Annotated in this window: 9 protein-coding genes; 6 read left to right on the top strand and 3 right to left on the bottom strand. The window is 53.4% G+C overall.

What is annotated here, in order from left to right; genetic code table 11:
- Positions 1-32: 32 nt before the first annotated feature.
- Complete coding sequence (locus tag ACTS3T_RS04550) at positions 33-386, top strand: phenylpyruvate tautomerase MIF-related protein (protein ID WP_377963950.1); 354 nt, start codon at positions 33-35, stop codon at positions 384-386.
- Here the strand turns inward: ACTS3T_RS04550 and ACTS3T_RS04545 are convergent.
- Both ACTS3T_RS04545 and ACTS3T_RS04540 read right to left on the bottom strand, forming a co-directional pair.
- Positions 383-2368, bottom strand: coding sequence for a DNA polymerase III subunit gamma/tau (locus ACTS3T_RS04545; RefSeq protein ID WP_377963948.1), 1986 nt, complete (start codon positions 2366-2368; stop codon positions 383-385). The genes ACTS3T_RS04550 and ACTS3T_RS04545 overlap by 4 nt on opposite strands.
- Positions 2369-2390: 22 nt before the next feature.
- Positions 2391-3206, bottom strand: coding sequence for a fumarylacetoacetate hydrolase family protein (locus tag ACTS3T_RS04540; RefSeq protein ID WP_377963946.1), 816 nt, complete (start codon positions 3204-3206; stop codon positions 2391-2393).
- A 141-nt stretch (positions 3207-3347) separates the two neighbouring features.
- Here ACTS3T_RS04540 and rpsF point away from each other — a divergent pair, with 141 nt between their 5' ends.
- The 3 genes from rpsF (at position 3348) to ACTS3T_RS04525 (ending at position 5239) form a co-directional block, all read left to right on the top strand.
- Positions 3348-3674, top strand: coding sequence for a 30S ribosomal protein S6 (rpsF, locus tag ACTS3T_RS04535; protein WP_377963944.1), 327 nt, complete (start codon positions 3348-3350; stop codon positions 3672-3674).
- A 235-nt stretch (positions 3675-3909) separates the two neighbouring features.
- A complete protein-coding gene (locus ACTS3T_RS04530) occupies positions 3910-4458 on the top strand; it encodes an Npun_F5560 family protein (protein ID WP_377963942.1) in 549 nt (182 codons plus the stop codon).
- Positions 4459-4600: 142 nt separating this feature from the next.
- A complete protein-coding gene (locus ACTS3T_RS04525; protein ID WP_377963985.1) occupies positions 4601-5239 on the top strand; it encodes a DedA family protein in 639 nt (212 codons plus the stop codon).
- 55 nt (positions 5240-5294) lie between these two features.
- On the opposite strand, the gene ACTS3T_RS04520 is transcribed toward ACTS3T_RS04525, so the two are convergent.
- Positions 5295-5645, bottom strand: coding sequence for a translation initiation factor (locus ACTS3T_RS04520; protein ID WP_377963940.1), 351 nt, complete (start codon positions 5643-5645; stop codon positions 5295-5297).
- Between the two features lie 395 nt (positions 5646-6040).
- Between ACTS3T_RS04520 and ACTS3T_RS04515 the strand changes: the two genes are divergently transcribed.
- Entirely contained in the window at positions 6041-10120 is a 4080-nt protein-coding gene (locus tag ACTS3T_RS04515; protein ID WP_377963938.1) for a CHAT domain-containing protein, read from the top strand.
- A gap of 148 nt (positions 10121-10268) precedes the next feature.
- Positions 10269-12125 carry a ShlB/FhaC/HecB family hemolysin secretion/activation protein gene (locus tag ACTS3T_RS04510; RefSeq protein ID WP_377963936.1) on the top strand — a complete coding sequence of 619 codons (1857 nt, stop codon included), beginning with the start codon at positions 10269-10271 and terminating at the stop codon, positions 12123-12125.
- Positions 12126-12190 lie beyond the last annotated feature (65 nt).

The following is a 12190-nucleotide window of genomic DNA, read 5'->3' as shown; positions in this document are numbered from 1 at the left end:
CTTGTCCTCTACGATGACATTCTCATAGCACCATGCCGCTGATTAAAGTTCAAACCTCCGTTGCTGCGCCTGCCAAAACTGAGGTTGAAGCTATGCTCAAAGAACTGTCAGCTAACCTGGCTCAGCAGTTGGGTAAGCCAGAGTCTTACGTCATGACGGCTTTTGAAGGCAATGTGCCAATGACGTTTGCCGGAACAACCGATCCGGTTTGCTATATCGAAATTAAAAGCGTCGGCACTATGGGCGCAGCTAAAACTGCAACTATGAGCCAAGCCTTTTGCGCCAAAGTGGAACAAGCGCTGGGGGTGCCCCAAAACCGTACCTACATTGAGTTTGCCGATGCGAAAGGAGCCATGTGGGGTTGGAACGGCACCACCTTTGGCTAAAACGGCACTTCTCGATCGGCGGACTGCGGCTTTGTGGGGCTGGTTTGATCGGCGGCGGCATTGGCTGATGACTCAGCCGTGTCTAAGTTTACGACTTGTCCGTTGAAAAATTGGGCGAAGCTTTTGACGGCACGATCGAGGTCGCTTTCAGGTTGCCAACTTAGGGGGGCTGGGGCTACTGGTAGAGTGCTGTCAGGGGGGGGTGGGGCTGGATCAGTGGGTATCTGAGTTTTAAGGGCAGTTTCAGGCGTTTTGGCAGGTGCAGCTGAAATTAGCCCTTTCTGCCCTTGGTGGGTTTGCCAGGATGGTTCAGCCGCAGGCTGAGGGGTTGGCGTTGGTAAAGGGCTTGTGGTAGACGAATGACTCGTCGGCTTGTTGACACTTGATCGGTCTTGAAAAGCCCGAATGGTATCTGTGGAAACGGCGGTAAATTTAACTGCGATCGCTTGTCCCTGAGCTTTCTGAAAGGCTTGCTCAATCATGGGTAGCCGATCTTCTTTCGTACTTTTGAGCCAGCGTTCGGTAATGCCAATTTCAGCTTGCTTGCCGTCAAACTTGAGCAAACAGCCCCATTGCCGCAACAGCATTTGGGTGGCATTGGAAGCCACGGCATTAATAACGGTTTGCCAAAGGGCGGCGAGATCGCCGTCAGGGGGGCGGGCTGTAGGGGCGGGCTGGGTTGGCTCCGAAGTTGCAAGCGATGGCGTTGGGTCGGGAGTTGGCGGAGGAGAAGCAGGGACAACGAGGGATGAAGGTTTGGCCGTGGGAGAATCGGTAGCGGGTGGGGATGTCTTGGCTGGGGCTGAGGGGCGGGCGGGACTTGGAGTAGCGGCAACTGGAGCCTGAGCGACTGGAGCCTGAGCAACTGGGGCGGCAGCAAGGGCTGTTTGAGCCGTGGAGGGCAATAGCCCCAAAAGGGTTACCTCTAGCCACAAGCGGGGCTGGGTTGTATGGCGCACTTGCAGTTCTGCCTGTCGCAAATGCTGCTGCCCGGTTAAAAGCAAGGGTAACGCTACGGTTTGGCCAAAAGCTTTCATAGCTGCCCAAGTGGTAGCCGTAACGGCCACTAAGTCTGAGCGATCGCTGGCTGTTTTTGCAATCAACAAGTCGCGGTAAAATCCGGCCAGACTTTGCAGTACAACCAGCGGTTCGCGACCGCGATCTAATAACTGTCGCGTCTGCTCTAAAACGGTTGCTGCTTGATCAGCCGCGATCGCCTGCACCAGAGCCAGCAAATCTTGCTCAGGTACTGCTCCCACCAAATCCCAAACGCGCTCAACTGTGACTTGTCCAGCCAGCAAACTTAGCTGATCGAGCAAACTTTCAGCGTCCCGCAAGCCCCCTTGCGCCATCTGAGCCACTAAACGAATGGCTTCGTCCGCAATGGCAATTTTTTCTTGAGCTGCAATCCAGCTCAAATGCTCAATCAGAGCAGCCAGCGGAATCCGGCGAAAGTCAAACCGCTGACAGCGCGAAATAATCGTCGGTAGTACCCGCTGCGGATCGGTAGTCGCTAAAACAAAGACCACATGAGCAGGCGGTTCTTCTAAGGTCTTCAGCAGCGCATTGAACGCGGCGGTGCTGAGCATATGACACTCATCAACGACATAAACTTTGTGACGGCACTGGACGGGGGCAAATTGAGCACGTTCAATTAGCTCTCGAATGTTGTCAACCCCTGTGTTGCTGGCGGCGTCAATTTCAATCACATCGAGGGCGGAGCCATTGGCGATCGCTCGGCAAACCTCACAGGTACCACACGGTTCTGGGGTGGGCTGAGGGCTGTTTAAGCAATTCAGCGACTTAGCCAAAATTCGGGCACTAGAGGTTTTGCCTGTTCCTCTTGGGCCACTAAACAAATAAGCTGGCGCAATCCGGTTTTGCTGAAGGGCGTTGCTTAGGGTTGTGGCGATCGCCGCTTGCCCGACCAGTTGAGCAAATGTCTGCGGTCGATATTTGTGATGAAGGGGTTCATAAGGCATAACTCTACGATAGCTTGTTGGCTTATCCACCCTCTGCTGTCGCTGCTTGGGGTACAACCATCGCTGGCCGCGCTTGTACCCGATTGCTCAATGAGCCAATTCCCTCAATTTCAATGCGCACGCGATCGCCTGCTTGTAAGGGCCCGGTGCCAGCCGGGGTACCTGTCAAAACCACATCACCCGGCAGCAACGTCATGATCTGGCTAATATAGGCCACCAAAACCTCAGGCGGAAATACCATATCGCTTAAAAAAGCCGACTGCATCGGTTCGGCGGCATCATTTAAAAAAGTTTGTAACCGGGCACCCGGACTCAGCTCCCGCACAATCCAAGGCCCTAGTGGACAAAACGTATCAAAACTCTTAGCCCGAGTCCACTGCCCATCTTGACGTTGTAAATCGCGGGCGGTGACATCGTTTGCAATTGTATAGCCCCAAATTTTGGACTGAGCTGTTTCGGGTGAACAGTCCACACAGCGATCGCCAATTACCAGAGCTAGTTCACCTTCATAATCCACCCGTTTAGAGCAGTTCGGCATCAAAATGGCCGAACCCGCCGCCACAATAGCGGTCGAGGGTTTGATAAACAACAGCGGCTCTGGAGGCACATCGCCTCCCATCTCTGCGGCATGTTCAGCATAGTTTTTGCCGACAGCCACAATTTTAGAAGGCGCACACGGCGCTAAAACAACGTAGCTATCAGCAGACAGATATAAGTCTGTCAGCTGTCCGGTCAGCCAAGGCGGCGCATCTAAAACCTGAACACTTTGATCAGGCTGTAGCAAGCCATAGTGGAGTTGCCCCCCTTGAGATTGAACCCGAACGTAACGTTGCGCCATATTATTTGGTTAGTTCTTGCTATGATTGTAAAGCCTTGCCTTTCATAACAGGATTTGAGGCTCTTGGCGATCGCGCCTGCTATTGAGTCTGTCAATTCTTGTCACATGAAAGGCCATTTTTGTCCATAAGGAATTTCAGTCATGAACTACATGTATGAAACCATGTATATCCTGCGACCCGATCTCAACGATGAAGCGATCGACCAGGAAATACATAAATACCAGTCAATTGCCCAAGAGCAAGGGGCTGATATTCTAGAAACCCAACATCGGGGCAAGCGACGCTTAGCCTACGAAATTCAAGATCAGCGCGAAGGCATTTATATTCAAATGAACTACCAAGGCCCTGGCAACATCATTGCCCCCTTGGAGCGAGCAATGCGCCTCAGTGAAGAGGTGATTCGATATCTAACGGTGAAGCAAAATATCCTGGCTGAAGAGGCATTGGCCGAAGCAGCGGAAGAATAATATAGCCTTTTAGTAGCTCATCTGGCGGGCAGGAGCAAAGACCTGCTTTAGCAGATGGGCTACGGTACCAAAGAATAAGTTTCTTTAAATACCGCTGTCTGGGGTGCGGTTTGCCCTTTACATATAGAGGCTAAGTCGTCCAAGTTACTTTCTGGTGTGGGTGTAGCTGCCCAAACAATCACTTGGCGAATTGAGCAGTTGCCTTTATGATAGTTCCAAAAAATGGAGTTGCCCTGTGACTCAGTTTGCCCAGCTTAATCTTTCAGAAAATCAGCAAGAAATCGCCCAGCTTCAGGCAGAGCTGCAGATGCGCGATCAGCTGGTTCAGCAGCTTTCTCAAGAGCTTTTTCGATTGGTAAAAGGCAACGCCAGCTTTATGCCGAGTGCTGAAATGTCAGAACAGCACCAGGCCGAAGTACGGGCATTAAGAGAGCAACTTCAGGGTGTAGAACAGCAAGTTGCCTTTTATCAAGGTCAAATTGAAGATCGCGACAGTGAAATTTATCAGCTTCGTCAAACTGTCCAAGAGCTAACCGATCGCTCTCGCATGTTAGAGCAGGTCGTTCAGGAGTTGCCTAAGGTCTATCGGCAAAAATTTGCTGAACGAATGAAGCTGGTAAAAGAAAAGGTTGCCAAAGTACAGCAAGAAAATCGTCAGCTTCAAGCTGAACTGCAAAGTGTTAGCTACCGTTTGGCTGTGCGGACTCGCCGGAGTCAGCGGCTGGACTTGCCAAGTTTTGCTGTATCTGAACCGGGTTCGATGCCCTCTTTTGGCAGTATTTAGGCGATCGCCTGGACTAAGGCCAAAAGGGCAGGTCAATTTAATAATTTAAGCGCCTCTGTCTGAGCTAGACTTAGCTGAAATTGACAGAGGCTTTTTATTTGCGCCAAGATGAAAAAGATTATGTTTGGTTAATCTTCTTGGCATGACGCCTGAAATTATTTCGTTAGAAGCCATTCAAGCGATCGCCCATCAGTATGGCTATTGGGCGGTTTTCTTAGGAATTTTGTTAGAAAATACTGGAATTCCAATTCCTGGTGAAACCGTCACCTTGGTGGGTGGCTTTTTAGCTGGCGCAGAAGAACTCAATTACTGGTACGTTTTGGCCTGTGCCACCGCTGGCGCTATCCTCGGAGACAATTTTGGTTATTGGATTGGGTTTTACGGTGGCTGGCCGCTGCTGACACGTTTGGGCAAAATTTTTGGCATCGAAGAGGCCAAGCTCGTTGCAATTCGAGAAGATTTTAGCAAAAATGCCTCCAAAGCCGTGATTTTGGGTCGCTTTGTAGCGCTGTTGCGCATTTTTGCTGGCCCTTTTGCGGGTATTGCTCGAATGCCTTACTTTAAATTTTTAATTTGCAACCTGATTGGCGCGGCAACCTGGGCCTCTGTGATGGTCAGCCTTGCTTACTTCGTGGGACAAGTTGTTTCTCTCTCTGTGCTGGTTCACTGGACGGGGCAGTTTGCCGTTTTGGTTTTGCTGCTGCTAGGTATTTGGGTGGGGGTCGCGTGGTGGTTGAGGCGACGGCAACCGACAACTGAAACGCTCAGTTCTAAAGAATAAGTCGGTAAGCCCCACTGTTTAACCCCGCATTGGCACCAGCGCTGTTACAAACCCACTACCCCCCGCTGCGTTTGGCTTTGTACCCTTTGGCGACCAGGGCGGCAACCAGTTTGGGGGCGTGATCACCTTGGATTTCGATGGTGTTGTCTTTGACGGTGCCGCCGCTGCCACACAGCGCTTTTAACTCTTTAGCCAGGGCATTTAAGGTTTCAGGTTTAAGCTGAAAGCCGCTGATAACCGTAACGGTTTTACCTTTGCGTCCTTTACGGCTGGCTTCAACTTTAATTGCTTGCTGATGGGGCGGCTGCTCTGGAATAGCCCGCTCAAAAGCGGCTGAGCCAGATGCTCCAAATTCTGAATAAACAACGCGATCGCCTTGTTTAGGGTTTTTCTTGGGGCTAGCCATCGCAATTCAGCTTTCTTGCTACAGGTGGATCAAAGTATTTCCACAGTACACTGATTTATCTTTGTTTGCCTGTTCCTGCTTTGGCTCCTGTCTTTGGCTCCTGCTTAGGGCTTATCCGTAACTTTACGGATTTGGTGCAGGGGGCTTGGGAAGAGACTTATGAGGTATTCGCTTTTGCAGCACAAAACACTGCTGGCTGGCTTGACTTGATCGCTATGATAAGTAGCTGAGATTGTCTACACCCTGGTGTTGGCTGCTGTTCAGCGACGAGATGCCTAATCGGTGTTCCCTTGCATTGTCTAAACCCTCGCTAAAAATCACCAGTATGTGTCGGGTTGGAACGGGATACCCGTTTGGGTACCTAACTCTCTTATCCTCAAAGCTTAGCTAACTTTATGTTTCTCTTCCCCCAGAGACTAACCCACTGGGTAGGACTGTGTGCGTTTACGACCTTAGCGCCTACGGCTGTCCTCGCCCAGTCTGTAACGCCTGCGCTTGATGGCACTGGAACTCAGGTTGATCAAAGCGGCGATCGCTACACCATCACAGGCGGTAGTGCCTCAGGCGCTAATCTGTTTCATAGCTTTCGAGAATTCAACCTCAGCGCCCCAGAAGCGGCTAACTTTGTGACTGCCCCTACGGTGGCCAACATTCTAGGGCGCATCAGCGGCGGCCAAGCTTCTGTTATTAATGGTTTGCTCCAGATAACGGGCAGTCAGGCCAATCTGTATTTGATTAACCCAGCCGGGGTGCTGTTTGGCCCCAATGCCCGCTTAGACCTGCCATCAGCGCTGGTGGTAACCACCGCCGATGGCATTGGCTTTATCAATGGCGGCTGGTTTAGCGCCTTTGGCGCTAACGAGTATGGGGCGCTTGTGGGTGACCCCACCCAGTTTGCTTTTACCACAGCAACGCCCGGTGCCATCGTCAATGCCGGAAACTTGGGGGTCAATGCAGGTGAAGCAGTGATGCTGCTGGGCGGCAGCGTCATTAATACCGGGACGATTTCGGCTCCGGGTGGCGAAGTGACGATCGCCGCAATTCCTGGTGAAAACATTGTTCGCATTAGCCATGCGGGGCTGCTGCTGAACCTAGAGGTTGAAACCCTTGCCAATCATGCGGCGATCGCTGCTGTTCTACCGAACCCCCAGAGCGTGACTCCCAGCAGCCTACCAGCCCTGCTCACTGGCAGCGGCTTGGGCAACGCCACGGGCATCCGCCTCAATGCTGACGGCACGGTTACGCTGAGCGGTTCAGCGGTGGCGGCTCCGGTGGCAGGGGGAACGGCATTGGTCGGCGGCTCCGTCGATGTGGCGGCTCCGGTGGTAGGGGTCGGCGGTAGCGTGAATCTGCTGGGGCAAACGGTAGGCGTCCTTGCGGCTCAGGTAGACGCTGCTGGAGCCGCAGGCGGGGGTGATATTCGTATCGGTGGCGGCTACCAGGGGCAAGAAAATATTCCCAATGCGGCGGTAACGGTGGTTGGCGATCGCACAACGATCCAAGCCAATGCGCTGAGCAACGGGGATGGCGGTCGCATCATTGTTTGGTCAGATCTGGCAACGCGCATCTATGGTCATCTCGCCGCGGTTGGAGGAGCTTTGGGGGGCGATGGCGGCCTGATTGAAACCAGCAGCTTGGGCGTCTTAGACATTCCCTTTGCGCCTGATCTGAGTGCGGCGCTAGGTACAGGCGGCACCTGGCTCATTGATCCACCCGAAATTGAAATCGCTGTCGGCGGCAATCAAAATATTAACCCGCCACCGACGACTGTTTTTACCCCTACCCCCGCTGGCAGCGCCGCCGTACTCAACATCGACACCCTGCGCAGTGCTTTAACCGGGGGTACGTCTATCACCGTCCGAACATCGGCTGCTTTTACCCCGCTTGAGGATGCTGATATCATCCTTACCGCCGATTTAGATTTGAGTGGTCTTGACGGTGCCCTTCGTCTAGAAGCGGCTGACGATGTTGTGTTTGCCGCCAATGTGATTAATCCAGGGGCTGGCAATGTCGCTTTCACCATCGCCGCTACCGATCAAGCCTTGATTGACAGCGGGTTTACTGTCAACACGGGTGGCGGCAATTTTACCGTGGATAACAGTAACTTTATTGTGGCTAGCGGAGCTACCCTTAATACGCAAGGCGGCACCATCGAACACACGGGGGGCGGCTTTACCCAGATCGACGGTACGCTAGACGCTGGCTTAAATGGCCGCATTTTATTAACGGGAATCAATGGTAGCGGCGCGGGCATTACCGTCAACGGCAGTCTTTTGAGCCAAAACGGTGAGATCATCCTCAACGGCACAGGGATACCGGGTCTTGATCTGAGTGGATTAGCCACGCTAGATGCGGGTAGCGGTACGATCGCCCTCAACGGCAACAGCACAGTCGGTAGCGGCATTTTCATCCGTGAGCCAGCGGTAGAACCTGGCGTTTTTCAAGCCAGTCAAATTAACTTTGTGGGGACGAGCAGCAGCGGTAACGGCATTGAATTTGAGGCTGACTTTAACTCAGGTGGCAGCAACCTTAGCCTAACGGGCAATTCAGGGTCGGGGCTGGGCATCTTTGCGCAAAACGTTATTTCTGAAGGGGGCAATCTTACCCTAGCTTCTAGCAACGCAGATATTGAAGTCAGCACGCTAGAAGCAACGGGGGGAACCGCTGCGGCCATTTTAGTTTCAACCATACCCGATCGCTTTTTTAGAGCCACTGGCAGCTTTGAGTTTGGGGGCGGTAGCGCCAGCGTTGCTAGCAATGGCGGGCCGATTACGATTCGGCATGGGGGCGAGGGTGAGGTGCCCTTTATCGTGGGGGATGCCAGTCAAAATGGCTCAGCTGCAGCGATCGCCAATAACCCTAGCGCTTTTAACTTCAGCCCGGTAGAAGAAATTTTGTTTACCACCGCTCGCAACGGCGTCTCGATTGAGTCGGTGGCCGCGCCGCCACCGCCGCCGCCTGCTCCTAACCCTAGCCCCCGCCCTACTCCTAGCAATCTTGATTTTGACAATGTTGCCTGTTTGCCAGATTGCCAGACGGCTGATCTAGAGGTGGGGCAGAGCCTAGATTCAACCCCGATCCTAACGACGGATGAAGATAGTCCTTCTGGGGTGGCTCAACGAATTGTAGATATAGAAACAGCCTTCACCCAGGAATTTGTCCAGCACCTCGGCATTACAGAGGACGTTCCTATTCAATCTGTTAATCAAGGCCAGCAAAAACTCCAAGAAATTGTGCAAGCTGCGGGCACCACACCCGCCATCATTTATGTGGCTTTTACCCCCGCCCCAGGTAATTTGAGCCAGGTCACCAGTCCGGTGGGTCGGGCGGTACCGGGGCAGCCAGAAACCGAAAACGCCGTTTTGTTTAGCTCATCAGCGGCGGCAACTGCGCTCAAAGCGGAGAATACCACCGCCCAGCAAAATGCACTCAAGCAAGCCAACGATCAGTTAGAGCTAATTTTGGTTACCCCAGGTCAAGATCCGGTGCGGGTGCGGCTGCCAGAGGTGACGCGATCGCAGATGCTGCAAGTTGCCAGCCAGCTCCGGCGCGAAGTCACCGATCGCACCCGTCGCCGCACCACCAGCTACCTGCCCCCGGCTCAGCAACTCTATCAGTGGATTATTGCGCCCCTAGCGGCGGAGCTAGCAGCGCAGAACGTACAGCATATCTCGTTTGTGTTAGATGCTGGGCTGCGATCGCTGCCGATTGCAGCTTTACACAGCGGCCAGGGCTTCATTATTGAGCAGTACAGCGTGGCGCTTATGCCCAGCCTTAGCCTGACCGACACGCGCTATCAAGACGTACGCGGCGCTGAGGTACTGGCCATGGGGACGGCTGACTTTGCTGATTTGCCAGATTTACCAGCTGTTGCCATTGAGTTAGCCAATATTGTAGGTCGGCTCTGGCCGGGTGAAGCGTTAACAAACGAGCAATTTACCGCTGATAGCCTAGTGGCTCAGCGGCGCGATCGCCCCTACAGTTTGCTGCATCTGGCAACCCACGGTGAATTTAACGAAGGCAGCTTAGACAATTCATTCATCCAGTTTTGGGATCGGCGGGTACAGCTTAGCGAAATTCGCCAGCTACAGCTCAACAATCCTCTGGCCGAATTGCTGGTACTAAGTGCCTGCCGGACTGCCTTGGGTAATCCAGAAGCTGAGCTAGGCTTTGCGGGGCTAGCCGTCCAGACAGGGGCAAAAACTGCTTTAGCCAGCTTGTGGCTGGTGGATGATGTAGGCGCAGCCAGTTTCATGATGGAATTTTACGATGCTTTAAGAACAACTCCGATTCGAGCCACTGCTTTGCAGCAAGCCCAGTTAGCCATGATGCGGGGTGAAACCCAGGTAACCAGCGGTCGGTTAGCCTGGTCGGGGGGAGAACTGCCGCTACCGGAAACGGTGGCGCAAAATTTAGGCACCCTGTCTCATCCGTATTTTTGGGCAGCTTTTACCTTGGTGGGCAGTCCGTGGTAGCGCTAACGGGGTAAATCCTCATGGAATTTACTGATATGGCCGAGAACGGCAGGATAATTTGGGTAATGCTGCAACCGTAGGGACAGGGCTTGTCTCTGCAGCGTGCCATCTCAACGATGACGGCTCAATGATGTGTGGGGAAGGGGGCATGAGATACCAAACCGCCGCTTGGACAACGACTTTGCTCAGCCTGATAATTGGCTATGGGTCTGCCAAGGCAGCAACAGAACCGCTGTCTGCTGGGGCTGAGACTTTTGCTGAGGAAGCGCCTGAAACGGAAGCTCTGCTGAGCGCGATCGCACCTCAGCCCCCCGCGATTGCGCTTACGCCTGTGCCCGAAGCGGCGTTTGCCCCTTTGCTGACTTCGACCCCCGCCCTACAGACTTTGCCGACAACGCCAGGGCCGCAGGTGAGCCAGCTAACGCCAGAGCGCGATCGCTTTCCCCAGCCTTTACCGCCCCCAGAACCGCTGCCGCCAGCAGAACCGCTGACTCCGCAACCAGCCCCGCCGCCAGCGACACCGGATGCCCCTGAAACAATTCGGGTTGATGTCACTGAGATTCAAGTCAGCGGGAGTACGGTCTTTGATGCGGCCACGCTAGAATCAGCGATCGCTCCGTTTGAAAATCAGTCGCTCACTTTAGCTGAACTGCAACGCGCAGCCGATGCCGTTACCACCCTTTACCTACAGGCGGGCTACATTACTTCGCGTGCCATTTTGCCCAACCAGACCGTTACCGATGGCGTTGTTCAAATCACGGTTATTGAAGGGCGACTAGCCGAGATTCAAGTGGAGGGAACAGATCGACTACGGCGCTATGTGCGCGATCGCGTTGCCTTAGCGGGTACGCAACCGCTCAACCAGGCCAAACTCGAAGATCAGCTACGGCTGCTGCGGGCTGATCCGCTATTTGACAACGTTGAGGCGAGCCTGCGGGCAGGGGCAGGGCCAGGAGAGAGCATTTTGATCGTACGGGTTGATGAAGCAGAAGCCTTAGCCGTTGAGCTATCGGCAGATAATTACTCGCCGACCAGCGTCGGTGAAGAACGCATCAGTGCTGACATTCGCTATCGCAACCCAGCAGGCTTAGGCGATGAGCTATTTACTTCGGCTTATCTTTCTAGCCAAACGGGTTCTGAGGTGTATGAATTGGGCTACCGGGTGCCGCTCAATGCGATGAATGGGACTTTACAGCTACGTTTTGCCCCTAGCCGTTTCAAAATTGTTGATGAAGATTCAATTGGTTTTGCCCTGAACGTGCGGGGTTCGGCGGATGTCTACGAAGCCAGTTTTCGCCAACCCTTGATTCGGACACCGCGAGAAGAACTCGCCCTATCTTTGGGGCTGCGGCACCGCGACGGCGAAACCCTGATTGCGGATCTGATTCAGCAAGATAGCCGGGTAAGCTTGATTCAATTTGGCCAGGACTATATCCGGCGAGATGTATCAGGGGCTTGGGCGCTGCGATCGCAGTTTAGTTTTGGCGTAGATCTGTTCAATGCGACGCTGGCAGACTCGCCTGATCCAGACAGCCAGTTCTTTAGCTGGCTAGGGCAGATTCAGCGGGTACAGCTTATTGGCTCTGATCATTTGTTGATCGTGCAAGGAGATGTGCAGTTTGCCAGCGACAGCTTGCTGGGGTCTGAGCAGTTTATTATCGGTGGGGGGCAGTCAATTCGGGGGTACAGCCAAAATGTACGCGCCGGAGACAATGGCTTTCGGATTTCAGTGGAAGATCGAATTACGCTGGAGCGAGACGAAGGCGGCAATCCCCGGCTGCAGGTGGCTCCCTTTGTCGATATGGGGGCTGTGTGGAATCGCTTTGATGAAACCGAAACGACCGATGACAATTTTTTGTTGGGGACAGGGGTAGGCTTTATTGTGAACTTAACCCCCCAGTGGGATACACGCTTGGATTTCGGCGTGCCGCTAGTAGAGCTAAATGATTTGGGCGATCCCACGTCGCGCCTACAGGTTTATTTCAATGTCAACTATCGGCTTTAGACAACTGCGCTTTAGCTTGGCTTCATAGCCAAAGGCAGAGGGCAGCAGGAAAGCTTCTCTGTCAG

It is taken from the genome of Almyronema sp. (genome assembly GCF_052168255.1).
Lineage (GTDB): Bacteria > Cyanobacteriota > Cyanobacteriia > Phormidesmidales > Phormidesmidaceae > Sphaerothrix > Sphaerothrix epifaneia.
The sequence above is the reverse complement of the archived record's forward strand: the minus strand, read 5'-3'. Positions and strand labels throughout refer to the sequence as shown.

What these genes read in the sequence shown, in the direction of transcription:
- ACTS3T_RS04550 (WP_377963950.1), top strand. Translation starts at nt 33, where the DNA reads ATGCCGCTGATTAAAGTTCAAACCTCCGTTGCTGCGCCTGCCAAAACT.
- rpsF (WP_377963944.1), top strand. Translation starts at nt 3,348, where the DNA reads ATGAACTACATGTATGAAACCATGTATATCCTGCGACCCGATCTCAAC.
- ACTS3T_RS04545 (WP_377963948.1), bottom strand. Translation starts at nt 2,368, where the DNA reads ATGCCTTATGAACCCCTTCATCACAAATATCGACCGCAGACATTTGCT.
- ACTS3T_RS04515 (WP_377963938.1), top strand. Translation starts at nt 6,041, where the DNA reads ATGTTTCTCTTCCCCCAGAGACTAACCCACTGGGTAGGACTGTGTGCG.
- ACTS3T_RS04540 (WP_377963946.1), bottom strand. Translation starts at nt 3,206, where the DNA reads ATGGCGCAACGTTACGTTCGGGTTCAATCTCAAGGGGGGCAACTCCAC.
- ACTS3T_RS04510 (WP_377963936.1), top strand. Translation starts at nt 10,269, where the DNA reads ATGAGATACCAAACCGCCGCTTGGACAACGACTTTGCTCAGCCTGATA.
- ACTS3T_RS04525 (WP_377963985.1), top strand. Translation starts at nt 4,601, where the DNA reads ATGACGCCTGAAATTATTTCGTTAGAAGCCATTCAAGCGATCGCCCAT.
- ACTS3T_RS04520 (WP_377963940.1), bottom strand. Translation starts at nt 5,645, where the DNA reads ATGGCTAGCCCCAAGAAAAACCCTAAACAAGGCGATCGCGTTGTTTAT.